General features: G+C 72.7%; 31 protein-coding genes. 12 read left to right on the forward strand and 19 right to left on the reverse strand.

Annotated features, from left to right (window positions below; all coding sequences use genetic code 11):
* Positions 1–432: an SsgA family sporulation/cell division regulator gene (locus R4Z63_RS30335; RefSeq protein ID WP_384449253.1), complete on the forward strand. Its 432-nt coding sequence runs from the start codon at positions 1–3 to the stop codon at positions 430–432.
* A gap of 7 nt (positions 433–439) precedes the next feature.
* On the opposite strand, the gene R4Z63_RS30340 is transcribed toward R4Z63_RS30335, so the two are convergent.
* Positions 440–811, reverse strand: coding sequence for a helix-turn-helix transcriptional regulator (locus tag R4Z63_RS30340; RefSeq protein ID WP_037917051.1), 372 nt, complete (start codon positions 809–811; stop codon positions 440–442).
* A gap of 184 nt (positions 812–995) precedes the next feature.
* Here R4Z63_RS30340 and R4Z63_RS30345 point away from each other — a divergent pair, with 184 nt between their 5' ends.
* Positions 996–1,937 (forward strand): SigB/SigF/SigG family RNA polymerase sigma factor, encoded by a 942-nt coding sequence (locus R4Z63_RS30345; protein WP_078555930.1) that lies wholly within the window; start codon positions 996–998, stop codon positions 1,935–1,937.
* A gap of 90 nt (positions 1,938–2,027) precedes the next feature.
* On the forward strand, positions 2,028–3,134 hold the full coding sequence (locus R4Z63_RS30350; RefSeq protein ID WP_078555932.1) for a mechanosensitive ion channel family protein: 1,107 nt from the start codon (positions 2,028–2,030) through the stop codon (positions 3,132–3,134).
* On the opposite strand, the gene R4Z63_RS30355 is transcribed toward R4Z63_RS30350, so the two are convergent.
* The 7 genes from R4Z63_RS30355 to R4Z63_RS30385 form a co-directional block, all read right to left on the reverse strand.
* Positions 3,115–3,954: a class II glutamine amidotransferase gene (locus R4Z63_RS30355; protein ID WP_037917053.1), complete on the reverse strand. Its 840-nt coding sequence runs from the start codon at positions 3,952–3,954 to the stop codon at positions 3,115–3,117. The genes R4Z63_RS30350 and R4Z63_RS30355 overlap by 20 nt on opposite strands.
* A 155-nt stretch (positions 3,955–4,109) precedes the next feature.
* Entirely contained in the window at positions 4,110–4,412 is a 303-nt protein-coding gene (locus tag R4Z63_RS30360) for an EF-hand domain-containing protein (RefSeq protein WP_370466667.1), read from the reverse strand.
* 103 nt (positions 4,413–4,515) lie between these two features.
* Complete coding sequence (locus tag R4Z63_RS30365) at positions 4,516–4,998, reverse strand: GNAT family N-acetyltransferase (protein ID WP_384449258.1); 483 nt, start codon at positions 4,996–4,998, stop codon at positions 4,516–4,518.
* Positions 4,999–5,225: 227 nt separating this feature from the next.
* Positions 5,226–5,735: a hypothetical protein gene (locus tag R4Z63_RS30370; protein ID WP_236647478.1), complete on the reverse strand. Its 510-nt coding sequence runs from the start codon at positions 5,733–5,735 to the stop codon at positions 5,226–5,228.
* Positions 5,736–5,940: 205 nt separating this feature from the next.
* A complete protein-coding gene (locus R4Z63_RS30375) occupies positions 5,941–6,897 on the reverse strand; it encodes a DMT family transporter (protein WP_491522612.1) in 957 nt (318 codons plus the stop codon).
* Positions 6,898–6,982: 85 nt separating this feature from the next.
* A complete protein-coding gene (locus tag R4Z63_RS30380) occupies positions 6,983–7,717 on the reverse strand; it encodes an ArsR/SmtB family transcription factor (protein ID WP_384449264.1) in 735 nt (244 codons plus the stop codon).
* Between the two features lie 56 nt (positions 7,718–7,773).
* Complete coding sequence (locus R4Z63_RS30385; protein ID WP_384449266.1) at positions 7,774–8,298, reverse strand: hypothetical protein; 525 nt, start codon at positions 8,296–8,298, stop codon at positions 7,774–7,776.
* Positions 8,299–8,434: 136 nt separating this feature from the next.
* Here R4Z63_RS30385 and R4Z63_RS30390 point away from each other — a divergent pair, with 136 nt between their 5' ends.
* Positions 8,435–9,304, forward strand: a complete 870-nt coding sequence (locus R4Z63_RS30390) for a class I SAM-dependent methyltransferase (protein ID WP_384449269.1) — start codon at positions 8,435–8,437, stop codon at positions 9,302–9,304.
* 57 nt (positions 9,305–9,361) lie between these two features.
* Here the strand turns inward: R4Z63_RS30390 and R4Z63_RS30395 are convergent, their stop codons facing one another.
* The 4 genes from R4Z63_RS30395 to R4Z63_RS30410 form a co-directional block, all read right to left on the reverse strand.
* Positions 9,362–9,589, reverse strand: coding sequence for a hypothetical protein (locus R4Z63_RS30395; protein WP_172671260.1), 228 nt, complete (start codon positions 9,587–9,589; stop codon positions 9,362–9,364).
* 464 nt (positions 9,590–10,053) lie between these two features.
* Positions 10,054–10,926, reverse strand: coding sequence for an isocitrate lyase/PEP mutase family protein (locus tag R4Z63_RS30400; protein WP_037917064.1), 873 nt, complete (start codon positions 10,924–10,926; stop codon positions 10,054–10,056).
* Positions 10,927–11,156: 230 nt separating this feature from the next.
* Positions 11,157–11,555 carry a hypothetical protein gene (locus tag R4Z63_RS30405; RefSeq protein ID WP_384449274.1) on the reverse strand — a complete coding sequence of 133 codons (399 nt, stop codon included), beginning with the start codon at positions 11,553–11,555 and terminating at the stop codon, positions 11,157–11,159.
* A gap of 167 nt (positions 11,556–11,722) precedes the next feature.
* A complete protein-coding gene (locus R4Z63_RS30410; protein ID WP_384449277.1) occupies positions 11,723–12,625 on the reverse strand; it encodes an oxygenase MpaB family protein in 903 nt (300 codons plus the stop codon).
* 102 nt (positions 12,626–12,727) lie between these two features.
* Here R4Z63_RS30410 and R4Z63_RS30415 point away from each other — a divergent pair, with 102 nt between their 5' ends.
* Both R4Z63_RS30415 and R4Z63_RS30420 read left to right on the forward strand, forming a co-directional pair.
* Positions 12,728–13,069, forward strand: a complete 342-nt coding sequence (locus R4Z63_RS30415; RefSeq protein ID WP_052030127.1) for an STAS domain-containing protein — start codon at positions 12,728–12,730, stop codon at positions 13,067–13,069.
* A 63-nt stretch (positions 13,070–13,132) separates the two neighbouring features.
* Positions 13,133–13,588: a DUF5709 domain-containing protein gene (locus R4Z63_RS30420; protein ID WP_037917071.1), complete on the forward strand. Its 456-nt coding sequence runs from the start codon at positions 13,133–13,135 to the stop codon at positions 13,586–13,588.
* A gap of 66 nt (positions 13,589–13,654) precedes the next feature.
* Here R4Z63_RS30420 and R4Z63_RS30425 read toward each other — a convergent pair whose 3' ends face one another.
* Positions 13,655–14,212: a SixA phosphatase family protein gene (locus R4Z63_RS30425; protein WP_384449282.1), complete on the reverse strand. Its 558-nt coding sequence runs from the start codon at positions 14,210–14,212 to the stop codon at positions 13,655–13,657.
* 120 nt (positions 14,213–14,332) lie between these two features.
* On the opposite strand from R4Z63_RS30425, the gene R4Z63_RS30430 reads away from it, so the two are divergent.
* Positions 14,333–14,698, forward strand: a complete 366-nt coding sequence (locus R4Z63_RS30430; protein ID WP_037918362.1) for a hypothetical protein — start codon at positions 14,333–14,335, stop codon at positions 14,696–14,698.
* A gap of 44 nt (positions 14,699–14,742) precedes the next feature.
* Here R4Z63_RS30430 and R4Z63_RS30435 read toward each other — a convergent pair whose 3' ends face one another.
* Positions 14,743–14,928, reverse strand: a complete 186-nt coding sequence (locus tag R4Z63_RS30435) for a hypothetical protein (RefSeq protein WP_384449285.1) — start codon at positions 14,926–14,928, stop codon at positions 14,743–14,745.
* Positions 14,929–15,064: 136 nt separating this feature from the next.
* Between R4Z63_RS30435 and R4Z63_RS30440 the strand changes: the two genes are divergently transcribed.
* Together R4Z63_RS30440 and R4Z63_RS30445 are read left to right on the forward strand one after the other, a co-directional pair.
* Positions 15,065–16,285: an FUSC family protein gene (locus tag R4Z63_RS30440; protein WP_384449287.1), complete on the forward strand. Its 1,221-nt coding sequence runs from the start codon at positions 15,065–15,067 to the stop codon at positions 16,283–16,285.
* A 31-nt stretch (positions 16,286–16,316) separates the two neighbouring features.
* Entirely contained in the window at positions 16,317–16,703 is a 387-nt protein-coding gene (locus tag R4Z63_RS30445; RefSeq protein ID WP_037917078.1) for a VOC family protein, read from the forward strand.
* A 23-nt stretch (positions 16,704–16,726) separates the two neighbouring features.
* Here R4Z63_RS30445 and R4Z63_RS30450 read toward each other — a convergent pair whose 3' ends face one another.
* Both R4Z63_RS30450 and R4Z63_RS30455 read right to left on the reverse strand, forming a co-directional pair.
* Positions 16,727–16,882: a DUF6131 family protein gene (locus tag R4Z63_RS30450; protein WP_172671261.1), complete on the reverse strand. Its 156-nt coding sequence runs from the start codon at positions 16,880–16,882 to the stop codon at positions 16,727–16,729.
* Positions 16,883–17,218: 336 nt separating this feature from the next.
* Positions 17,219–17,947 (reverse strand): SDR family NAD(P)-dependent oxidoreductase, encoded by a 729-nt coding sequence (locus R4Z63_RS30455; RefSeq protein ID WP_384449291.1) that lies wholly within the window; start codon positions 17,945–17,947, stop codon positions 17,219–17,221.
* A gap of 103 nt (positions 17,948–18,050) precedes the next feature.
* Between R4Z63_RS30455 and R4Z63_RS30460 the strand changes: the two genes are divergently transcribed.
* Together R4Z63_RS30460 and R4Z63_RS30465 are read left to right on the forward strand one after the other, a co-directional pair.
* Complete coding sequence (locus R4Z63_RS30460) at positions 18,051–18,401, forward strand: darcynin family protein (protein ID WP_384449294.1); 351 nt, start codon at positions 18,051–18,053, stop codon at positions 18,399–18,401.
* A complete protein-coding gene (locus R4Z63_RS30465) occupies positions 18,394–19,014 on the forward strand; it encodes a TetR/AcrR family transcriptional regulator (RefSeq protein WP_384449297.1) in 621 nt (206 codons plus the stop codon). The genes R4Z63_RS30460 and R4Z63_RS30465 overlap by 8 nt, the downstream gene beginning before the upstream one ends.
* Positions 19,015–19,084: 70 nt before the next feature.
* Here the strand turns inward: R4Z63_RS30465 and R4Z63_RS30470 are convergent, their stop codons facing one another.
* From R4Z63_RS30470 to thpR, 3 genes are all read right to left on the reverse strand, one after another.
* A complete protein-coding gene (locus R4Z63_RS30470) occupies positions 19,085–19,390 on the reverse strand; it encodes a hypothetical protein (RefSeq protein ID WP_384449300.1) in 306 nt (101 codons plus the stop codon).
* Between the two features lie 17 nt (positions 19,391–19,407).
* A complete protein-coding gene (locus tag R4Z63_RS30475) occupies positions 19,408–19,722 on the reverse strand; it encodes a hypothetical protein (protein ID WP_491522613.1) in 315 nt (104 codons plus the stop codon).
* 165 nt (positions 19,723–19,887) lie between these two features.
* Positions 19,888–20,490, reverse strand: coding sequence for an RNA 2',3'-cyclic phosphodiesterase (gene thpR, locus R4Z63_RS30480; RefSeq protein ID WP_384455551.1), 603 nt, complete (start codon positions 20,488–20,490; stop codon positions 19,888–19,890).
* A 425-nt stretch (positions 20,491–20,915) separates the two neighbouring features.
* On the opposite strand from thpR, the gene R4Z63_RS30485 reads away from it, so the two are divergent.
* Complete coding sequence (locus R4Z63_RS30485; RefSeq protein WP_384455554.1) at positions 20,916–22,328, forward strand: family 2B encapsulin nanocompartment shell protein; 1,413 nt, start codon at positions 20,916–20,918, stop codon at positions 22,326–22,328.
* The last annotated feature ends 64 nt before the right edge of the window (positions 22,329–22,392 follow it).

A 22,392-nucleotide genomic window follows, 5' to 3' on the forward strand; every position in this document is an offset into this window, starting at 1 on the left:
ATGGACCACCGGCCCCGCCGCCCCGAGCAGGAACTGACCTGGACGACCGGGATCCACCAGGTCCGGAACCGGTTGCGGTTCCCCCTCCGCGCCACGTTCCACTGGTCCGCCCGTGCCCCACTGGACGTCGAGCTCACCTTCCACCCGGTCGGCGCCGATCCCGTGGCCTGGGTGATCGGCCGTGACCTCCTGGCCAGGGGGCTGCGCACCCTGGCGGGGACGGGGGAGGTGCGGATCCGGCCGACCGCCGGGCCCGACCGCGGGGCACACGTCCTGCTGCGGCTGGGGACGGCGCCGCCGTACGCCCTCTTCGTGCTGAACCGGGCGGGGCTCGCGTCCTGGCTGGAGAGGACGTGGGCGGCCGTCCCGGCCGGCGCGGAGGCGGATCGCCTGGACTGGGAGTTCTTCGAGGGACTGCTCGCGGACCGTTAGACCGGGGTCACCGCTGGGGCAGGACCCCGTCGTGGTCGGGTGCGCCGTCCGCGGAGCCGGTGGCGGGCGGCGGGTCCGGCGGCCCCGCGAGGAAGGCCAGGAGGCCGGAGATCTCGCGGCCCGCCTCCGCCGGGTGGCGGAAGCGCGCACCGGGGGCGATGGCGTAGCGGTTGCGGCGGCCGTCCCGCGTGCGGGTGAGGTACCCGTCCGTCTCCAGATCGGTGACGATGGCCTGCACGGTCCGCTCGGTGAGGTCGCAGCCCGCCGCGATGTCGCGCAGCCGGACACCTGGGTCGCGCGCGATGGCGATCAGGACCCGGGCGTGGTTCGTCAGGAAGGTCCAGTGGTTCCGGCGGGACCCCGTGTGCTCGTTCTCCACCCCGACATTCTTGAGTGGAGACTCGCGAAAAGCAAATCCCGAAAAGTCTTTCCGGTATAACTTGACGTGTGTACGAGCGCCGGGCAGGGTGCAGGGGAGCGGAAGGGGACTTCCGCACCGACCGAGCAACGAGCGAGCAATCGCACAACGCGCCGCAAGCACCTGTGCCCAAGGAGCGAAGACGATGACCACCACGGCCACGACCGAGGCCACGACCGGGGCCACGGCCCCGACCACGCCCCCCACCGCGGCCGCCGCCCCCGACGGCGGCGCCGTGGCCGGACCCGCGCTCAGCGGGCTGCCCGACGTGCCCTGTCCGCGGGAGCTGTCGACCTGCGACGCCCGGCAGCTGACCCGGGTGTTCTTCGAGCGCCTGCGCAGCCTCGAAGAGGGCACCCGCGAGTACCAGTACGTGCGCGGCACGCTGATCGAGATGAACATCTCACTGGTGAACTTCGCCGCACGGCCGTTCCGCGACCGCCCCGGCGGCCCCGAGAACGAGGACATCGTCCAGGTGGGCATCATCGGCCTGATCAAGGCCATCGACCGGTACGACCCCGAGCGCAACATCCAGTTCACCACGCTCGCCATGCCGTACATCACAGGTGAGATCAAGCGCCATTTCCGCGACACCACCTGGGCCGTACGGGTCCCGCGCCGGCTCCAGGAGCAGCGCCTGGTGCTGGCCAGGGCCACCGAGGAACTGACCTCGGAGACGGACCGCGCCCCCACTCCCGGGGAACTCGCCACCCACCTGGGCCTCACCGAGGACGAGGTCCGGGAGGGCCTGCTCGCCGCCAACGGCTACTCCACCCAGTCCCTCGACGCGCCCCAGCAGTCCGACACCGGCCGCACCGGGGCCGCCGCGGGCGGACAGCCCGCCCGCTCCCTGGCCGAGACCGTCGGCGGCCCCGACCCCGCCCTGGAGGCCGTCGAGGACCGGCAGGCCCTGGCACCCCTGCTCGCCGGCCTGGACGAGCGCAGTACCCGCATCCTGGAGCTGCGCTTCGGCCAGGAGATGACCCAGGCGGAGATCGGCGAGGAGGTCGGCCTCTCCCAGATGCACGTCTCCCGTCTGCTCGCCCGCACGCTGGAGAGCCTGCGCGAGGAGATGCTGCACGACTGACCCGCGGTCCGAGGACCCGGGGGGCCGGGCCGGATGTTGCGTCGAGCCCGGCCGCCCCCAACCGTTCCCGAAACCGGACACCGGGGAGTCATGAACAGTTTCCTGCGACTGCTGGCCGTCCTGGGCGGCTCCGTCGTGCTCACCCTCGTACTGAGCCGCCTCACCGACATGCTGTTGCGGCGGGCCGACGCCCGCCACCCCGAGACACCGCTGTGGAACATGCTGCGCCGCTGCGGGCCCTCGGTTCGCGTGCTGCTCTTCACGGCGGTGCTGCGCGGGTCCTACCGCCAGATCGCGTGGCAGCCGCTGCGGGACCACGAGACCGCCGTGGGGCGGACCCTGACGCTCGTCCTGATCGGTGCGGGCGCCTGGTGCGTCGTCGGTGTGGCCTCGGCCGTCGTCGAATCCTCCTACGCCCGCTACGCGTTGGGCACCCGCGACCCCTCGCGGGTGCGCCGGGTCCGTACCCAGGTGACGCTCATCAGAAGGATCGTCACCGCCGTCGTCGCCGTGGTCGCGGCGGCCGCGATGCTGCTCACCTTCCCCGCCTTCCGGGCCGTGGGCACGTCCGTACTGGCATCGGCCGGCCTCATCGGCATCGTCGCGGGCGTCGCGGCACAGTCCACCCTCGGCAACGTCTTCGCCGGATTCCAGATCGCGTTCGGCGACATGGTGCGGATCGGCGACACGGTCGTCGTCGACGGCGAATGGGGCGTGGTGGAGGAGGTGACACTCACCCTGATCGCCGTGCGGACCTGGGACGAGCGCCGCATCACCATGCCCGTCTCGTACTTCACCTCGCGGCCCTTCGAGAACTGGTCGCGCGGCGGCATCCAGATGACCGGCACGGTCTTCCTGCACTGCGACCACACCGCCCCCGTCGCCCTCATGCGCGAGCAGTTGAAGGAGATCCTGGACAGCTGCGAGGCGTGGGACGGCCGTGGCTGGGGCCTCTCCGTCACCGACACCACGCCCACCACCATCGTGGTACGGGCGATCGTCACCGCCAAGGACCCGGACCGGCTGTGGACCGCCCGCTGCGAGGTACGGGAGCGACTGGTCGCCTGGCTCGCCGAGAAGCACCCCTACGCCCTGCCCCGGGTCGTCACCGCCGCCGCCGTGCCGTCGCCGCGCACCGAGTCCGGCATGCGGGCCGGCGCGGCAGCGGCCGCCGACGTCAGGCCGCCAGCGGGGTGAACGGGTACAGCCCATCCTCACCCGTCCGCACTACGCCGTAACTGCTCTCCGGGACCTCGTTCCACGCGCCGGGCAGGTCGCCGAGCGGCTCGGACACCACCAGTCGGGTCTCGTCGGAGGCCTCCTGCAGGAAGAGGATGTCGGGGTGCAGCCTGCGCAGCGTGTCCACCCGGCTGCTGTAGAACAGCGACCGGGAGGCGCCCTGGCTGGAGTAGCGGAAGGCCCACACGGCCGTTCCGTCCGTGACGGCCACGGTCATCTGCATCGGGAACTCCACGCCGTGCTCGCGGCCGACGCGCTCGACCACGCCCACCATCCTGGCGACCGCGGCCGGAGGGTCCTCTTCCAGGCCGTGGGTGAGCGCCAGGTAGAACATCAGCTCGGAGTCCGTCGTGCCCTCGATCTCCCCGTACAGCGCCGGGTCGACGAGCATGGCCAGGTCCCGCCGCATGGCGTGGAAGCCGGCGATGGCCCCGTTGTGCATCCACATCCAGCGGCCGTACCGGAACGGGTGACAGTTCGTCTGCTGCACCGCCGTACCCGTCGAGGCCCGGATGTGGGCGAAGAACACGGGGGAGGTGACGTGGTCGGCGAGTTCCCGCAGATTGCGGTTGTTCCAGGCGGGACCGACGTCCTTCATGAGGGCGGGCGTTCCGTCGCCGCCGCCGTCCGGATACCAGCCGACACCGAAGCCGTCGCCGTTGGTCGTCTCCACACCCAGCTTCGAGTGGAGGCTCTGGTCGATCAGGGAGTGGGCGGGTTTGTACAGGATGGTGTCGAGCAGCACGGGGGTTCCCGAATACGCCAGCCACCGGCACATGTGCGATCACCTGACTCGTCCGCCCCGTCCGGTCGGCCCTGCCGCGGGCCGGCCGGGGCCGTAACCGCCCGCTGGGCGCCCCGCCGCCCAGGCCATTCTCCCGCCGCCCGGCGGGCGCCGCACGCGGGACGGCCGCCCGCCGGGCGGTGCGGCGGCTACCAGCCGAAGCGGCGGTCGACCACGGCCGCGAACTCCTCGAAGCTCAGCACCCGGTCGCCGTTCTGGTCCGCCGCGTCGAACAGCGCCGAGGACGCCTCGGTGTCGCCCACACCCCAGAAGGGGATCGCCCCCTGTGCGGCGAGGGTCGGTCCCTTGGAGCGCAGCGCACCGATCACCTCGGCCCGTGTCAGGGTGCCGTCCTGGTCGAGGTCGAGGGCGTCGAACAGCCGCCGGGCCTTCTCACTCATCAGATGTCCTCTCCGCAGTGCACGCGCCGTCCGGGCCGGCGGGTCCTGCAGGAGAGGACGTGGCGGGCGCCCGGGAGGTTGCCTCCGCCGCGGCTCCGGCCGGGAACCTTCCGCGGAATCACGTGGAGCTCGCAGACGACCGGGGCGCGGGTGATCAGCCGTCCAGCCGCAGCACCAACTCGTCGATCTCCGCTCCCCGGGCGTTCGCGAAACCCCGGTCCTCGCCGACGACCTTGAAACCGCACTTCTCCAGGACACGCACCGATCCGACGTTGTCCGCCGCAGCCCTGGCCAGGAGCGGGCGTTCGGGAACCTCGGTGAGCAGCGCCCGCAGCGCCGCGGTAGCGATGCCGCGCCCCCAGTGGGGGCGATCGATGAAGTACGTGACCTCCCGCTCGCCCGGATCGCCGTACACGGCCGCGTGCCCGACCACGGCGCCGTCCACCAGTACCGTGCGGCTGACGATCTGAGGCGAGGCGAGGACGCGCCTCCAGTGTGCGTCGAAGTGCGCCCGGTCCGTCGGGTCCTGCGCGGTGAAGGCCGCCATCCGATGCGACTCGGGATCGCTCATGTGCCGGAAGAACGCGGGCAGATCGCCGGGGCGCACAGGACGCAGGGAGACATCCGTCGAAGCCATGGGTCCGACCCTAGCGGCCTGGGGGCATGGGCGGGAGCGGGCCGTGTGGTCCCGCGCCGACGAACGGCGGTCGGGCCGCCCGGGCCACCGCCGGCGCCGTGCCGGGAGGCCCGGGATTCCCCGCCCTGCGGGCGCTCCGGCGGCCGCGTGGCCACCCTGTGCCTCGGTGCCTCGGTGCCTCGGTGCCTCGGTGCCTCGGTGCCTCGGTGCCTCGGTGCCTCGGTGGCTCAGTAGCGCAGGGCCGCGCCAGTCTGCGCGGTCACCGTGCCGGACAGCTTGTGGGTGCTGCGGGCCGTGCCCTCCCCGGTGTCCTTGCCGGCCACGTCGGAGACCGTCACCACCACCGTGTCGACGAGGTTGCCGCTTGCGTCCTTGAACTCCACCTGCACGGCAAAGGACTTCGCGCCGTCGTCGGTGTTGCGCACGGTGACCGGCACCGTCGTGTATCCGTCCGCGTCGGTCGACACGGTGCCCAGGGACACCTGGTCCTTGGCGTCGGCCCCGTTCTTGACCTCGGCGAGCTTGTCCTTCGCGACGGCGGCCGCGGACTCGGCGGCCTTCGCCGCCTCCGAGGCGGCCGAGGAGACGGCCTCGCCCGCCGACCTCACCGCGGACGCGGCACTGGAGACGGCGCCGGACGGGCTGCCGTCGCCGCCCGAGCATCCCGCGGCGCCGAGCACCGCCGCAGCCAGCACCATCCCTGCCGCCCCACGCGCCCACACGACCGTCGCCACCACGCCTCCAAGAGTGTTCCGGGGCCTTCCAGTCAACGGCCCGGCGGCCCGGATGCCCACCTGACGGGGCATCCGGGTGAGGGTCGCGGGGGCCGAGCGGCGGGCCGCGGGGTGTCCCGAGGCCCGCCGGTGCTCGCGGACCTTCGGTGGCAGGGCGGCCGGTCCCGGCCGGGATCGGTTCCCCTTCCGGCGCCGACCGTCAGGATCCTCAGCCTCGGTTGCCTCCCGCGGGAGCGAGCGGAGCGCCGTCGACAGGGTCGAGGGAGGCGGCAGCCCTCCGCGGTGCGTACCGGGAGACCGCCACACCGGCCAGGCACAGTACGCCGCCGAGGAGCGTCAGCCAGGCCGGTACCTCGGCCAGCAGGGCCCAGCTGAGCAGGACGACGAGGGCCGGGACGGCGTACGTGGTCGCCCCCAGTCGGCCGGCGGGCATACGGGCCAGGGCACAGGTCCAGGTGGTGAAGGCGAGGGCGGTGGGGACCACACCCAAATAGATCATGTTCAGGGTGGCGGAGGCCGGCGCCCGGGGGAGTTCGTCGAGCAGCTGCCCGGTGAAGGGCAGACAGGCCGCCGTCCCCGTCATGCAGCCGTACGCGGTGATCTGGAGGGGTGTGCCGAAGGAGAGGGCCGGCTTCTGGGCGACGACCCCGCTGGCGTACGCCACCGCCGCGAGCAGGCAGAGGGCGACACCGAGGACCGAGGTGGAGCCGCCGCCGGACGACATGGACAGGCCCACGACGACCGCTCCGGCGAAGGACACGGCCATGCCCGCGAGCAGCCGCGGCGGCAGCGCCTCGCCGAGCAGGCGGGCCGCCAGCAGAGCCATGAGGATGGGCCCGGTGTTCACGAGCAGGGCGGCGGTCCCGGCATCGACCAGGCGCTCGCCCCAGTTCAGCGCGACGGTGTAGCCGCAGAACCACACGATGCCGGAGATCAGGATCCCGCGCCGGGCCTCGCGGGGCGGAAGGCCCTGGCGGCGGATCAGCAGCAGGGCGCCGAGCACCAGCGAGGCGGCCAGCAGTCGGCCGAGGGCGAGGGCGCCCGGGGAGTAGGCGGCGCCCGCGCTGCGGATGGAGACGAAGGCGGAGGCCCAGGCGAACACCGTGAAGGTGACGGCGCCAGCCGTGAGGACGCCGGGCGGGATCGGAGTCGAGCGGAAGGACATGCCGCCACTCTAGGGGCGCAACATTTCGGCGTCGACCGAAATGTAAGGGTCGAGGCGGGGCGAGGGTCGGTGTACCGGATCCGGTCTACGCCCATGCCTGCCGGGTGATCCCCAACAGGTCGCCGAACGCCCGCTCACCCGCCGCGGTGACCTCCAGCGCGCGCCCCCCGCCCGGCGGCCGCACCACCCAGCCCTCCTCCAGCGACCGTGCGCACAGCCGCGCTCCCGCCAGACCGCCCAGATGGCGGCGCCGCTCCGTCCAGTCCAGGCAGGAACTCGCCGTCCGCCTGCGTCCCTCGCCGGCCAGCCGGATCCCCGCCCCGGCGCACCACAGGCGGCCGGCCTCGGTCAGCTCGAACACGCCGTCCGTGCGCAGCAGTCCGCGCTCCTCCATCGCGTCGGTCACCGCCATGCCCAGCCGGCCGGCGAAGTGGTCGTAGCAGGTTCGGGCCCGGGCCAGCGGATCCGGTGCGCCCACCACCGGCGCGGCGTGCGCGGCGTCCCGGTCCGGGACCGCGTGGGCGGCCAGCCCGTCGAGCAACCGAGCGGTCGCGGAGTCGGCGACCCGTACGTAGCTGTGGCGGCCCTGCCGCTCGGTCACGCAGATCCCGGCTTCCAACAGCCGGGCCAGGTGGCCGGAGACGGTGGAGGGCGCCACCCCCGTGATCCGGGCCAGCTCGCCGGCGGTCCAGGCGCGCCCCTCCAGCAGCGTCAGGCAGATGGCGGCGCGCGTCTCGTCGGCGAGGGCGGCGGCGAAGGCCGCCACGCGGGCCGCGGGGGCGGGCGCGTCCGGGGGGAACCCGGGATGCAGCTCGTTCATGCACCCAGGATGCCCCACGATTTCGGCAGCCAGCGAACACTTCGCCGCAGCACGCCTCAGTGGCCGGCCGCGGCCTTCACCAGGGCGACGGCCAGGCCGATCGTGGCGTCGAGCCCGCCGGCCAGCACAGCGAGCGGCGCGCTGCCGCCCATGCGGACGCCGCCGTACCAGCCCCAGCCGAAGAGGGAGGCGACGCTCACGCCTGCCGAGGCATACAGGGCGGTCTGCAGGGCCATCACCCCCAGGGCGGAGGCGGCGATCAGGATGAGCGGACCGACGGCGGACAGCAGGAGGGGGCTGCTGACCCAGAGCATGTGCCGCAACTCCCCGCCGGTGGCGAGCCGGCCGTGGACCACGCGGTGCGCCTGCTGGTCGGAGACGAGGGTCGCGAGCCACAGCCCGATGGCGGCGGTCAGCACCGTGGCCGCGGTCCCGGCGGTGTCGGCGTGCTCCGACACCGCCAGACCGATCACCACGGAGATCATGGTGATGGTCGCGTACAGCCGCTCCTTCAGCCGGGCGGCGGCGGCCGCCGCCGCCTCGGCGGGTGATCCGGCGGCTGCGGCATCGGCGTGGTCCATGGCGTCAGCCTAGGACGCCGGACCCGGGGGCGCGCGTGAGCGCCCGTGCCCGGGCGTGCCCCCTGCCGCGACGGGACTCCACGGGCCACACTGGAGGCCGCGGGGCGCAACGCCCCCGTCACGAGGAGGCGGTGACATGGTGTCGGAGGACCCGGTGGACCGGCCCGCACCGTCGGTACCGCCCGAGGTGTGGCAGACGTACGGACCGGCTGACCTCAGCGCCGTTCCGGTGTTCGCCGGCGGGTTCATCAACTTCGGCTACTGGCGGTCCGTCGACCTCGGAGGGCCGCTGTCGCAGGACGACCGGATCCGCAGCGAACGGGACCTCTACCGGCACGTACTCGACGCGGTCGCCCCCGGCGGCGGCCGCGCCGTGGAGATCGGCTGCGGCCTCGGCCTCGGCTGCGCCCTCGCCCTCGACGAGTACGGACCCGCCGCGGTGACCGGGGTGGACATCCACCCCCAGCAGCTTCGCCGGGCCCGCGACGCCAACTCCCCGCTCCTCGCCGCGCGGCCGCAGCGGCTGCGCTTCGTCCTCGGAGCGGCCGAGGACCTGCCCCTGGGCGACGCGGAGTTCGACTGCCTGTACAGCGTCGAAGCGGTGCAGCACTTCCCGGACCTGACCGCCTTCGCCCACGAGGCGGCGCGCGTCCTGCGTCCCGGAGGACGGGTCGCGGTGGCCGGCTTCTTCAGCGTCGACGGCGCGCCCGCGCCCGAGGAGCGGCTCGCGGGGCTGCTGGAGACCTTCGCCAGCGGACTCGACATCGCGCGGCCCGTCTCCCACCTCGCCCGGGCCCTCGCCGGAGCCGGTTTCGCCGACGTCCGCACCGATTCGATCGGCCCGCAGGTCTGGCCCGGCTGGGACCGCTGGCTCGCCCGCCTCTGGGCCCCCGGCACCTGGCCGCGCAATTTCATGACTGCCTGGGAACAGCGGATCCTGGACTACTACCTGATCACCGCCGCCCGTCCCGGCCGCGGTCGGGCGCACCCGACGTCGAGTGGGTGACCGCGGGCGGCGGTGAGGTCACCGCCACCGGCGGCGTGTGAGCGGCCCCGGGCGCCTCTAGAGCGGCGGCGGACAGGTGAGGATCACCCACAGGGCCGCGATCGACCACGCGCAGGCGGCCGCCCCCAGCACCCGCAGGCGGCGGATCCGCCCCGGCGGGACCGGCTCCGCCCGTGGCGCGACGCGCACCGCGGGCGACGCCGTCTTCGGCGGCACCGTCTCGCGGGGGACCGTCTCGCGGGGCACCGCCTTCGGGCGGACCGGCGCGGCCGGCCGGCGGTCCACGCCCCCGGGCACCTCGATGGCGGAGTGCTGGGCCAGCCCCGCCAGGAACCGCCGGTACGCCTCACGCCGGCCTCCCCTCGGCGACGTGCGCCCGCATTCCCATGACCGCACCGTCGCCGGGGTCACCCCGAACGCCACCCCGACCTGGCGGGTCGTCAGCCCCCACTGCTCACGGAGCCGGCGCCGCTCACCGGGCTCGGGAAGCCCCGATGTGCGCCGTGCGGGGGCCCTGTCCGCAGGGCGGGAGATCTGACGAGGAAGAAACTGATCGACTGTCATACAGGTCTGACAATCAACTCATCCCGCCCGTGATGCGCTGCTCCGCCGATTCATCCGAACGGCCGCTCCCGATGCCGGTGGAACGCCGCGAGGCATCCGGGACGAACACCTCGCGGCGCATCGGGCCGGCCGGTTCGCCCGCGATCACCCACCCGGGCCGGGCGGACTGGCGAGGTTCGGGCCGCTCACGCCTTCACGCTCTCCCGGGCCACCGGCAGGGGGTGGTGGCGCGAGATGTTCTTGGTCAGCAGCCTGGTGGACTCGCCGACGCCGATCTCCTCGCCGCCGTCGGCCGCGGGCAGCCGCCCGTCGGCGAGCCGCAGTTCGGCGAGGGCGGTGTCCATCGCCTTGTGCGCGGCGAACAGGCACGGGGTGCTGTAGATGGCCATGTCGACACCGAGGTCGGTCAGTTCGGTGAGCGAGAGCCGCGGCGACTTTCCTCCGGCGATCTGGTTGAACAGCAGCGGCTTGCCGCCGACGGCCCCGCGGATCCGCTCGATCCATTCCACGCTGCGCACCCCGTCGACGAGGACGACGTCCGCGTCGGTCGCCGCCAGGGCCTGGGCGCGGTGGATGATGTCGGCTTCCTCCGTCGCGTCGGTCCGCGCGACGACGACCAGGTCCTTGCGGGTCGCCAGGACCATCTCCAGCTTCTCCAGGTACTCGGTGAGCGGGAGCACCTGCTTGCCGTCGGCGTGACCGCAGCGGCGGGGACGCTTCTGGTCCTCCAGGATGATGCCGGAGGCGCCCATCCGCTCCAGGCCTTCCACGACATGGCAGGCCACTTCGGGGTCGACGTACCCGTCGTCGATGTCGACGAGCAGGTGGTGACGGGGGAAGGCGCCGCGCAGTCGCTGGACGAAGGCCACCATGTCGGGCCAGGCGATGAACCCGATGTCGGGGAGCCCGTAGTAGGAGGCGGCGAACCCGAACCCCGAGACGAACATCCCGTCGTAGTGCGCGGCCGCCACCGAGGCGGAGTACATGTCGTACACCCCGATGAGCGGTGTGGTGCCCGGCTTCGCGATCTGTTCCCGCAGCTTGTTCCCGTAAGTCATGGTTCGGTTCCTCCGAGGAGCGCATCGGCACAGGGGAGGGCGGAGAGCCGCGCCACCAGGACTCTTTACCCAAAACGGATACTTCCTTGGGGAAGAGCGGAACTTTCGCGGATGAAGCCTTTACTCACTCCGTTGGCCCAGCCGGTTCACCACAGCACCGTCATTCGGTCTGCCGGCCCGGGACGGCTGCCGGGCCCGGCCGTGCGGCCCCGGCCCGGTCAGAGGGGGACTCAGAGGGGGAGGAAGAGCTCCGCCCGCGCGTCGTCGAGGACGAAGCCGTTGTCGAGGCGGACCCGGACCGTCCGTCGGGGCCCGTGCTCCCGGTGGGCGGTCCACGCCGGTTCGAGGGAGGCCACCTGCTCCTCCAGCTGCCGCCTGCTCGCCGGGGGCATCTGGTGGCCGAAGTCGTTCAGGAGTGCCGTGAGCCGCTCGTACTCGCGCACCTCGTGGCTCTGCTCCCGATCCCGGGGCGGGTCCACCCGTTCGACGATGCCCTGGGCACCCGACCCGAGGAAGAGCGCGCCGGCGACCGCGTCCCCGTCCGCGGGGTGGCCCTCGGCCGTCACGACCGTCCCGGCCAGCCTGAGGTCTGCCGCCAGCCGGACCCGCCGGCCTTCCTGGAGGGTCATCGGTCGTCACTTCTCCGGTGGGGACTCGTGGTGGATGGCCAACGTATCGGTGGCCGTTCCAGTTTCCCACCCAGTCTCCCACCCCGTCGGCCGCCATCGATCGTGCACGTACGCTCACCGAAGCCCCGACGAGCCGCCGCACGTGCCGGGGCCGGGACCACCCGGGATCACCCCGGCGCGGACGACCGGTCCGTGCGCGCGGGCGGCGGGGGCAGGGCCCAGCGGATCGCCCGGGTCACGGCGTGCCCGCCCGCACGGGCCGCCGCGCCGGGCACCCGTTCCGCCGCGGAACCCGAACCGGCGGTGACGGCCGCCCTCGCCCAGGACGGCAGCAGGTCCACGGCCGCCGCCGCGAGCAGCGCGTACGGCAGCCGGGCGGCCCCCGGCAGCGGCGGATCGGCCAGCAGGAAGCGGGCGGTGTCCCGGGACGCGTCCGTCGGCCTCAGGCAGGGCCGGTACCGCGCCATCCGCAGGGCGAGTTCCCGGACGTCCTGCGGCGGCCGGTCCGCGCCCAGCGCCCGGGCCACCCGCGCCGTGTCGGCGAGGTACCCGTCGCAGCCCGCCGGATCCAAGGGATGCTTGCCATAACGCTGGTGGGCTGTCAGGAAGCAGTACGCCTCGGCGGTGTGCACCCAGCCCAGCAGCTCCGGGTCGTCCGCCCGGTACGCCACACCGTCGGGCGTCCGGCCCCGGACGCGTGCGTGCACCGCCCGGACGCGGTCCACCGCCGCCTCGGCGTCGGCACTGGTGCCGAAGGTGGTGACCGCCAGGAAGGTGCTGGTCCGGTGCAGGCGCCCCCAAGGATCGCCGCGGTATCCGGAGTGGGCCGCGACCGCGGCCATCGCGACCGGGTGCAGGGACTGGAGCAGCAGCGCGGCGAGACCGCCGACGAACATCGACGCGTCCGCGTGGACCCGCCGCACGGGCCGGTCCGGTGCGAACCAGCGGGGTCCGGGCGTCTGGTGGATGCGCCGCCGGTTGCGGGCTCCGTCGGGACCGGCGACGCGCAGGAACACCGCCTCGCCGGCACGCTGCCTGATCCGCCGGACGGCCATCGTGGGGCTCGCCATGTCCCCCAGTATGCGCTCGGCGCCGCTGCGCGGTCCCATGGATGCATGGACGGTTGAGAGGTGCTGGGACGGGCAGGTGCCCCATGGACGAGGAGGTACGTCATGGCTGCCGAGGACGCGCCCGTACCGGAAGCCGCCGCCGGCACCGAGTACCGCGTGGTGCGGGTGACCGGAGACATGGACCTGGAGCACGCGGGCGAGCTGCGGGAAACGCTCGCAGCCGCCCTGTCACAGGCACCGGAAGGCGCCGAGGTCATCGTGGACCTGCGGAATTCCTCCTTCTGCGACTCCGCGGGCCTCAACACGCTGCTGGAGGCCCGGCGGCAGGCCGTCCAGAGCGGACACGTCCTGCGTTTGGCGGCGCCCAGCCACCAACTGCTGCGACTGCTCGAACTCACCGGTTCGAGCGGCTCGTTCCCCCTGGACGCTTCCGTGCCCGGCTGAGCGCACCGGGGACCGGTGCGCCCCTGCCGGCGGCACGCCGGTCCCGACCGATCGGAGAACGCGATGAGCACCGCCGACGAAGCCTACGGCGACGACGTCTACCAGCCGCAGGAGACCGACGAGTCCGCCGAGGCGCAGCCCGACCTGGAGAACACCCTCGACGAACCGGGCCTCGACGACACCCTCGACACCGCGTACGTGCCGCTGGACCGCCCGCTGGCGGTCGACGAGAGGGGCACCACCGCCGCCGAAGCCCGCACGGGGGAGACGCTGGAGCAGCGCCTGGCGCGGGAGCAGCCGGAGGTCTCCGACGGGGACGAGATCTCCGATGAAGCCGGTGACGCCCTGCTGGGCGGAGCGGACCGGGCGGGCCGCCTTGCCGTGGTGGACGACTCGGCACCGCGGCGGCACATCTCCGTCCTGGCCCGTGACGTAGGAATCGACGGCGGCGCGGCATCGGCCGAGGAAGCGGCGGTCCACGTGGTCGACGAGCCGCCCTCCGAGGATCTGGACGTCTGAGCGCGCGGCCCGCAGTCGGCGGAGCTCCCCGCGGTGGGCGCCGCGACCCGATCGAGGCGGGCGCGCTCACGGGGCCGGGTCACGGCCCTGCTGGGCCGGTGCCCACAGGGCGGTCAGCCGTCCCGCGCCGGGGGCCAGCCCCGCCCAGCCGCCCTCCAGGTCCACCACCACGACGCCCGCGGTCGGGAAACCGTCCCGCAACTGCTCCAGGAGTTCCTCCGGGCCGCTCCCGCACAGGGCCGTGGCCAGCTCGTGGATGCCGGTGTTGTGGCCGACCAGGGCCAGGCAGCCGAGCCCGGCGCCACGCTCCGCCAGTACGGTGACCAGCGCGTTCGGTGCCGCGTCGTAGAGCCTGTCGTCATAGACGGCGTCCGGCGGGTCCGCAAGGGCGGGGACCAGCAGCTGCCACGTCTGGCGCGTCCTGCGCGACGGCGAGCACAGCGCCAGGTCCGGCTTGTAGCCGTGCTCCGCCAGCCAGCGGCCCGTCCGGGGCGCGTCGGCCCTGCCGCGCTCGCCCAGGCCGCGCTCGAAGTCCTCGGCGGGATCACCCTTCGGCACGGCCTTGGCATGGCGTACCAGCAGCAGTCGGCTCCCGGTCGTGCCCGGCCCGGTGTCCGAGGACATGGCGCCCTCCCTTCGGCTGGTCCGCGTACGGGACCACGCGTACGCGCGTACAGGGTCATGGTGCGGTCGGCCCGGTGCGCGCGCACCCGCACCGCGGCCCGGCGGACTACCCTGCGCAGGATGGAACGCGCAGACGTACTCAGGCGGGTGATCGGCATCCTGACCGAGGCCCAGGACATCCGCCGGGCCGCCGAAGCCGGCGAGGACCCCGACGGCCACGCCGCGGCGGCCGGCGTGGCCACACAGCTCCTGAACGAAATGCTGCCGTCGATCAGCGTGCCCGCCGACGCCACGCCGCAACAGGTGGCGACCCTGGTGGCCGAGGCACTCGGCCCGGCCCTGCACACCATGGTCTCCGGATTCAGTCTGGCGTTCACCAGTCTCGCGATCGCCCACGACGGCGGGCGGACGGACGTCTCCTCGATCGAGGTACTCCAGGAACTCGCCCTGGAGGTGGAGGCCGGAACCTACGACGAAGGCCCGTGAGAGCCGACCCGTCGGCGCCGCGTCCGGCCGCGCGGCGGACGCCGTCAGCCGGTGTCCTCGTCGTGCGGCCGGGACATCTTGCTCTCCTGCCGCCTGCGCAGCTCCTCCGGGGTCTTGCCGGCGACCGGCTTGCTGGCCTCGGGGTGCACCGGGTCCGGGCCGGGGTGTTCCTGCGCGTGCTCCCCACGGCCTCCGGCCTGCTGCTGACCCCTGTCCTCCGTGTCCTTCATGGCTGTCGCTCCCTCACACCTTCGCTCGACGCGGACATCGGACTTTCCCCATCTACCCCACGCGTCACCCACGACACGGACGGACTCGTCCGTTCCGGCGCGAGTCCTCCGGCGCGGCCTGGGAAGATGCGCAGTCATGTCGGAAACGATCAGCAGCATCGCCACCCGTGTCGCACGGCGCCGCCGCGAGCCGGTCGCCGTCCAGGCCCTGCGCTCCACCGCCGCGGCCGTCATCAGCTACGTCGTGGCCCTCCGCCTGAGCAGCGAGCCGAACCCGCTGACCGCCCCGCTGACGGCCCTGCTGGTCGTCCAGGTCACGCTCTACTCCACGTTGACCACCAGCATCCGCCGGGTCAACTCGGTGGTCGTCGGCGTCCTGATCGCCATCGGCTTCAGCGCGCTGGTCGGTCTCACCTGGTGGAGTCTGGGCCTGCTGATCTTGGCCTCGCTGGTGGTGGGCCACCTGGTGCGGGTCGACGAGTTCGTCCCCGAGGTCGCGATCAGCGCCATGCTCGTCCTCGGCGTCACCCAGGTGGCGGACACCGCCTGGGACCGGGTGCTGGAAACCGTCATCGGCGCGGTGGTCGGGCTGCTCGTCAACCTCCTGCTGGCGCCTCCCCTCTGGATCGGGCCGGCGGGCACCGCGATCACCGATCTGGCCGGGCGCATGAGCCGCCTGCTGCACCACCTCGGCGAGGAGCCCACGGGCCCGGGCAGGGTCGAACAGGCCGCGGCCCGGCTGCACGAGGCGCGCCGCCTCGACAACGACATCGCGCAGGTCGACGCCGCCCTGCGGCAGGCGGAGGACAGCCTCCGGCTCAATCCGCGGGTCAAGGAGGGCCTGCTCTTCCGGCTGGTGCTGCGGACCGGCCTGGACACCCTGGAGATCTGCGCGGTGGTGCTCCGCGTGGCCTGCCGGACGGTGACCGACCTCGCCAAGGTCCGCCCGGACGGCCCGCTCTTCGAGCCGGGGACCGCCGCCGCGCTGCGCGAGGTGCTGCGCCACACCGCGACCGCCGTCGAGAGCTTCGCCCAGCTGATCACCGCCCAGGTGAGTGCCAACGCGGAGGAGGCCGAGGCCCGCCTGACCGGGGAGCTGGCGGTGGCCCGCGCACACCGCGACCGGCTCGCGGACCATCTGCTGGCCTCGGCGCGTGCAGACCCCGGGCACTGGCAGTTGCGCGGAGCGCTGCTCACCGAGATCGACCGGGTTCTCGACGAGCTGGGCGTGGAGAAGCGCTCGCAGCGCCTGCTGGAGGAACTCGACCGGCACACCCGCAGTCGGCGCACCGGACCGCTGCGCAGCCGGCCGCGGGCTTGGACCCGCGGGCGCGGCCGGGCGGAGCGGCCCGGGTGACGGGGGGCGTGCGATGCGCGAAGGTGGGGGCATGGTGCACGTACTGGGCAGCAGGATCCTGCTGCGACCCACGGACCCCGAACGTTCCCGTGCGTTCTACGGTGAGACCCTCGGCCTCGCCGTGTACCGCGAGTTCGGCACGGGACCGGAGCGCGGCACGGTCTACTTCCTCGGCGGCGGCTTTCTCGAGGTGTCGGGACGGGCCGACGCGCCACCCGCGCCCGGCCTGCGGCTGTGGCTCCAAGTCGCCGACGCGCAGACGGCGTACGAGGAACTGAGCAGCCGCGGTGCCGAGGTGGTGCGGCCTCCCCTGCGCGAGCCGTGGGGACTGATCGAAATGTGGATCGCGGACCCCGACGGCGTGCGGATCGCGGTCGTGGAGGTCCCGGAGGACCATCCACTGCGCCACCGCCCCTGAGCGCGGGGCCAGGAGGCCCGGCGTCAGTAGTAGTGCTTGCGGCCTCCCACGGCGTGCCCGACCGCACCCAGCAGCCAGAGCACCAAGCCGACGACGACGAGGATCACGCCGATCGTCCAGAGGATCGATATCCCCGTGACGAAGCCGATGATCAGCAGGATGACGCCCAGAACGATCATGACTACCTCCTGGTTCCCGGAGAACCGGTACGCAGGGCGTCTACCACGGTTGCGTGACCTTATGCCTGTTTCGCCCCATGCGTCGACGCTGCGTCGGAGGGCGGGTTGATCCGTGGCGGCGGCCCTCACGGCACCCCGCTGCCCGGCGTGGTGCGGGGCGCGCCGCAGGCCTCCTTCGCGCAGGGGCGGCCGCCCCGCGTCGGCGGCCGGCGGGCCGGCTGCGAACTCGGTGCGGGTGGAGCCCGGTTCGCCGCCCCGGTGTTCCACGGGGCCGCCTGGCAGTGCGCCTCGTTTGCGTGTCACGCCACGCATCTGGCCACAGCAGGGGAAGGGTGGTCAGCTGTCCCGGAGGAGGCGTGCCGCGAGTGCGGGGGACAGGCGGTGAAGGGCTACCAGGGCGCGGATCTTACCCACGTGGACGACGGAGCGGTTGCGGTCGAGGCCCTCCAGTAGTTCCCTGGCGGCGTGTTCCGGGCTGATCTTGCCGCTGCCCCGGCCGGCCGTCATGGCTGTGTCCACCAGGGGCAGCATCGCCTCCACCACCCGGATACCGCGTTCGTCGTCGGCGAGCTGGTAGCGCAGGGCGGTGGTGTAGCTGCGCAGTGCGGCCTTGGTGGCGCAGTACAGGGGCGCGCTGCGCTTGGGCGTCAGGGCCAGGGCCGAGGTGATGTTCACGATGGTACTGCCGGGCAGCATCAGTGGCAGGAGCAGTGCGGTGAGCTTGACCGGGCCGGTGAGATTCGTGCCGATTTCCGTGTCCACGTCGCGGAGCACGTCGTCGCGGTCATGCTCGGCGACTCGGTATCCGAACTGCACGGCCGCGTTGTTGACCAGCAGTCGGATGCCTCCTCGTGCGTGCAGCTCTGCCGCCAGGGAGGCGATGTCACTCTCCACCGTGAGGTCGCACCGCAGGGCTTCGATACCCGGTCTGGCGTTGGCTGCTGCCACGCGGGTCCGGTCCCGCCCACAGACGACGACCTGCCCACCCTGATGGGCGAGCCGGCGCGCCAGGGCCAGTCCCACGCCCGCGGTGCCGCCAGTGATCACAGTCAGTCCTGCCGGCACGGCTGAACCTCCTTCGTCGATTTACATTACGAAGCAGTACTGTAATCTATTCCTCCGCGGTTCTCCGCGGTTCGGTGAGATCCCGTGAAGGAGAAGAAGCGTCGTGACGTACATCGTGATGAACATGCTGCGGTTCCAGCCCGCCTGGCTCCGGCTGGAGCGTGCGGAACGCGCCGCCGTCTGGGAGACGGTCAAGGCGCTGGCCGACGGCGCCGAGGGGATCAGGCTGCGCTGGTTCGACGCGGAGGCGTTCTGTGCCGAGTACAGCGACATCCTGTTCGTGGAGACCGAGGACCTCTCTGCCTACTACATGTTCTGGGAAGGGGTCCGGGACACCGACCTGTTCTCCGTGCCGTATGTGGAGGTGAGGCAGGTCGCGATGGGGATCGAGGAAGGATTCGCCGCGTACGACAGGTCCGTCGCCGCCCGCGGGCCGGTGGTGGCCGGTGGTTGAGAGGACGTCCGCGCCGGGCCGCCCGCGCAGCAGCGAAGCCTCGGGACGCATCCTGCGAGCGACTGTCGAACTGCTGGCGGAGGGTGGGGCGGCGGGCGTGTCGGTCGACGCGGTGGCCGCCCGCGCGGGCGTCTCCCGGCCCACGGTCTACCGACGGTGGAAGGATCGTACGGAGCTGATCGCGGCTGCGGTCCGGGAGGCTTTCGCCCAGGCCAACCCCGAAGCCCCCGACACCGCCGATCCCCTGGCGGATCTCGTGACCGTGCTGTCCAACACGATCCGGCTTCTCACCGGCACACCTCTGGGGCGGATCATTACCGGACTGGTCAGTGAACTGCCCAGATCGCCGGAGCTCGCCGCCGCTCTGCGCGAGGTGGAGCGGGAGCGGCGAGAGATCCTGCACGAGGTGCTGCGACGCGCCGAGGAACAGGGGCGGCTGCGCGTGACGGGCGTGGGCCTGGCCATCGAGGTCTTGCTCGGTCCGATCTACCTCAGACTGCTCGTTACCGGCGACCCCGTCCCGTCCGATCTCGCCGCGGAACTCGCCGCGCTCGTGGTCGCTCCCAGCGATTCCGGACCACTGCCCGAAAAGGCCGCAAGAGATCGAGAGTGACGGCCGCGAACCGTGGCAAACGCGCACCGAGCCCCGGAATCGCGCATCCTCAGCCGACATCGCGCATCGACTATCGGATTCTAGGCGGGGCTCGCCGCACCAGCGCCAGGCCCGGAAGAACAGCTGGATGCGCGGCCGCCTGCCGGCCGGTTCGCGACATGACCAGGGGGACGAATTCGACGGCAGGGTCGATGACGCGTCCGGCCTCCTCCCGCAACTCCCGGTGGACGGTGTCCACTCTGCCGTCGAGCCCGGACTCCAGCAGCCTGGCGCGCAGCGCGGGGTCCACCTGGTCGAAGGGGAGCCACTCGCCCCCCGGCGCTCCTGCGGTGTGCGGGTTCGGGGCCACGTCCTCGTCGGCGACGTGGAACACCATCCGGAAGTCCTAGAAGATCACTGAAAATCTGGGGTTCTGGCCTCGCGGGTGCTGACGCGGGGCCAGAACCCCAGATTTTCAGTGATCTTCTGGTGCGGGCGATCCGGTTCACCCCGGCCGGGCCCCGCTGCGACGGCGCGGACGCCGAAGCCGACCGGTACGTCCCGGTACTCGGCGGTGTGGCAGAGAGCGGCCGGCGCGATCCCCGCCTCCTCGCGGACGGCGCGCAGCGCCGCGGCCAGGAGCGTACGGTCGCCGGGCCCGCCGGGCAGGGCGGACAGGCCGCCGGACCCGCGCCGGACGTGCAGGAGGCACCGCCGGGGGGCGACCACGACCGCACTGCACGCGATCCGCCCGGGCGCGGCCGGCCCGCGGGTGGCATCCGCCCCGGCCTCGGGGAGCGCCAACAGCTACTGGAGCAGGGTGCGTTCGGCTGGATGGCGCTGGAGGTGGGCGGTGACGACGCCGCGGGAGAGGGGCACCCCCGCGAGGCCGCATCACGTTCCGGCGCGGCCTCGGTCGCCGTGGTGGAAGCTCCAGGCCTCGATGTCGCGGTAGTGGATCGGGCCCGGGCCGCGGCCGATGTTGCTGCCGACCAGGTGCAGGCGTGCGGTCAGCCACCGGCGACCGGAGAACGCGGCCAGTCCGGCGGCGGCCTCCACCACGCACGCGGGATCGTTGCGGCGGGTCCGGGCCAGTGTGAGATGGGGGCGCAGCGGCCGGTCCTCGAAGGGGACACCGCATGCCCTGACCACGGCGCGCACCTCGGAGGCCAGTACCTGCAGGCCTTCGACGTCCCCGCCGATCCCGCTCCACAGGACCCGCTCGTCGAAGTGTCCGCCACCGCTCAGCGCCAGGTCGAGGCCTTGGCGGGTCGCGGCCAGCTCCGCGAGCGGGGGCCGCAGCATCGGCACGGTTCCCACCGGGAGCTCGCCGAGGAACGCCAGGGTGATGTGCCAGTCCTCGATGCGGTTCCACCGCAGGCCCGGGTACGCCGCGTAGGCGGGCCGCAGCGCCCGCGCGAGCTCCTCTTTGGCGTCGTCGGGCGGGGCGAGCGCGATGAACACGCGCACGGTCGAGGGCCGGATCTGTTCCTTCACAGGAATCTTCGTACCGCACGACCCGCGCTGCGGTCACCTTTCCGCCCCTCCGCGGGGGCCGTCCGCGGGGGTCCGCCGCCCGGCCGGGGAGCGTACCCGGGGCGGGGAGGACGCCCGTATGCCGTTCGGCCGGCCGGACAACCGGCATGACTGATGAGGAAGTTGACATTCCGTCGTGGTCTTGGCGGAAAGTGCACGGCACACGTGTCCGGAACCGCTGAGGCATTGATCAAACACGGCGCGGCTCAAGATCACCGAATCGAGGTAATCCCCCCGTCCCTCCATGGGGCATCCGCTCCATGGGCCGTTAGTGTGCTTGCGGATCTAGAGGGATTGCCCGGGTATTCACCCTATTTTTCTTCTTTCAATGGTGACGTGCACACGCATGCGCCGATCACCGCCCGCACGAAGGAGAGCCCTGCGCGATGACCGTGGACACCAGCCCAGAGGCGCAGCTGGAGCCGATCCGGCAGACCAGTCTGGGCACGGCGGCCGCCCGCAACCTTGCCACCACGACCAAGTCCGCCCCGCAGATGCAGGAGATCACCTCCAGGTGGCTCCTGAAGACGCTCCCCTGGGTGGAGACCAAGGGCGGCACCTACCGTGTCAACCGCCGCCTCACCTACACCGTCGGCGACGGCCGCATCGAGTTCGTCCAGGACGGGGCGGACGTCCGGGTGATTCCGCGCGAACTCGGCGAACTCGCCATGCTGCGCGGCTTCGAGGACGAGCAGGTGCTGGTCACGCTCGCCGACCGGTGCGTCCAGCGTGACTTCCGCGCCGGCGAGGTGCTGATCGAGCGCGGGGCCGTCGCCGACCGGATCCACCTGATCGCCCACGGCCGCGTCAGCCAGACCTCGGTCGGCAAGTACGGCGACGCCATCGCCGTCTCGGTACTGGCCGACGGCGACCGTTTCGGTGAGAACGCGCTGCTGGACGCGGACGCGACGGCCGACTACACGGCCACCGCCGAGACCTCCGGCACCCTGCTCACCCTCTCCCGCGCCGACTTTGCCGCCGTCCTCGACGCGGCACCGAACCTCCGGGCCCACGTCGAGCGGTTCGGCTCACTCCCGCACCAGCGGCAGAACAAGCACGGCGAGGCCGAGATCGCGATGTCCGCCGGCCACACCGGCGAAGCCGCGCTCCCCGGCACCTTCGTCGACTACGAACTCAAGCCGCGCGAGTACGAACTCTCCATCGCCCAGACCGTGCTCCGGGTCCACACACGTGTCGCCGACCTCTACAACGGCCCGCACAACCAGACCGAGGAGCAGCTCCGACTCACCATCGAGGCGCTGCGCGAGCGCCAGGAGTACGAACTCGTCAACAACCGGGAGTTCGGGCTCCTGCACAACGCCGACTTCAAGCAGCGCATCCAGACCCACTCCGGGCCGCCCACCCCGGACGACATGGACGAACTGCTCTGCCGCCGCCGCGGCACCAAGTTCTTCTTCGCCCACCCCCGGACCATCGCGGCGATCGGGCGGGAGTTCAACGCCCGCGGTCTCTACCCGGACCACGTCGACCTCGGCGGCCAGCAGGTTCCGGCCTGGCGCGGGGTACCGATCCTCCCGTGCAGCAAGATCCCCATCAGCAAGGAGAACACCAGCTCCATCCTCGCCATGCGCACGGGCGAGGACAACCAGGGCGTCATCGGCCTGCACCAGACCGGACTTCCGGAGGAGTACGAGCCGGGCCTGTCCGTGCGCTTCATGGGCATCAGCGAGCAGGCGATCATCTCGTACCTGGTCACCACCTACTACTCCGCCGCCATCCTGGTGCCCGACGCGCTCGGGGTGATGGAGAACGTCCAGATCGGCCGCCGGCGCGACTGACGGCCCGGCCGCCAGCAGCCCGGACCCTCCCGGGCCGGCCGACCGTGCCCGGGAGGGTCCCGCA

This window comes from Streptomyces sp. PL-29 (assembly GCF_058344425.1).

Bases quoted from the DNA above. Each gene is read 5' to 3' on its own strand.
- R4Z63_RS30420 (WP_037917071.1), top strand. From the start codon at position 13,133: ATGAGCACCGCCGACGAAGCCTACGGCGACGACGTCTACCAGCCGCAG.
- R4Z63_RS30425 (WP_384449282.1), bottom strand. From the start codon at position 14,212: ATGTCCTCGGACACCGGGCCGGGCACGACCGGGAGCCGACTGCTGCTG.
- R4Z63_RS30380 (WP_384449264.1), bottom strand. From the start codon at position 7,717: ATGAACGAGCTGCATCCCGGGTTCCCCCCGGACGCGCCCGCCCCCGCG.
- R4Z63_RS30375 (WP_491522612.1), bottom strand. From the start codon at position 6,897: ATGTCCTTCCGCTCGACTCCGATCCCGCCCGGCGTCCTCACGGCTGGC.
- R4Z63_RS30450 (WP_172671261.1), bottom strand. From the start codon at position 16,882: ATGATCGTTCTGGGCGTCATCCTGCTGATCATCGGCTTCGTCACGGGG.
- R4Z63_RS30410 (WP_384449277.1), bottom strand. From the start codon at position 12,625: ATGGCGAGCCCCACGATGGCCGTCCGGCGGATCAGGCAGCGTGCCGGC.
- R4Z63_RS30400 (WP_037917064.1), bottom strand. From the start codon at position 10,926: ATGACTTACGGGAACAAGCTGCGGGAACAGATCGCGAAGCCGGGCACC.
- R4Z63_RS30345 (WP_078555930.1), top strand. From the start codon at position 996: ATGACCACCACGGCCACGACCGAGGCCACGACCGGGGCCACGGCCCCG.
- R4Z63_RS30440 (WP_384449287.1), top strand. From the start codon at position 15,065: ATGTCGGAAACGATCAGCAGCATCGCCACCCGTGTCGCACGGCGCCGC.
- R4Z63_RS30415 (WP_052030127.1), top strand. From the start codon at position 12,728: ATGGCTGCCGAGGACGCGCCCGTACCGGAAGCCGCCGCCGGCACCGAG.
- R4Z63_RS30485 (WP_384455554.1), top strand. From the start codon at position 20,916: ATGACCGTGGACACCAGCCCAGAGGCGCAGCTGGAGCCGATCCGGCAG.
- R4Z63_RS30355 (WP_037917053.1), bottom strand. From the start codon at position 3,954: ATGTGCCGGTGGCTGGCGTATTCGGGAACCCCCGTGCTGCTCGACACC.
- R4Z63_RS30430 (WP_037918362.1), top strand. From the start codon at position 14,333: ATGGAACGCGCAGACGTACTCAGGCGGGTGATCGGCATCCTGACCGAG.
- R4Z63_RS30405 (WP_384449274.1), bottom strand. From the start codon at position 11,555: ATGACCCTCCAGGAAGGCCGGCGGGTCCGGCTGGCGGCAGACCTCAGG.
- R4Z63_RS30365 (WP_384449258.1), bottom strand. From the start codon at position 4,998: ATGGCTTCGACGGATGTCTCCCTGCGTCCTGTGCGCCCCGGCGATCTG.
- R4Z63_RS30390 (WP_384449269.1), top strand. From the start codon at position 8,435: ATGGTGTCGGAGGACCCGGTGGACCGGCCCGCACCGTCGGTACCGCCC.
- R4Z63_RS30335 (WP_384449253.1), top strand. From the start codon at position 1: ATGGACCACCGGCCCCGCCGCCCCGAGCAGGAACTGACCTGGACGACC.
- R4Z63_RS30470 (WP_384449300.1), bottom strand. From the start codon at position 19,390: ATGGTGTTCCACGTCGCCGACGAGGACGTGGCCCCGAACCCGCACACC.
- R4Z63_RS30350 (WP_078555932.1), top strand. From the start codon at position 2,028: ATGAACAGTTTCCTGCGACTGCTGGCCGTCCTGGGCGGCTCCGTCGTG.
- R4Z63_RS30445 (WP_037917078.1), top strand. From the start codon at position 16,317: ATGGTGCACGTACTGGGCAGCAGGATCCTGCTGCGACCCACGGACCCC.
- R4Z63_RS30435 (WP_384449285.1), bottom strand. From the start codon at position 14,928: ATGAAGGACACGGAGGACAGGGGTCAGCAGCAGGCCGGAGGCCGTGGG.
- R4Z63_RS30385 (WP_384449266.1), bottom strand. From the start codon at position 8,298: ATGGACCACGCCGATGCCGCAGCCGCCGGATCACCCGCCGAGGCGGCG.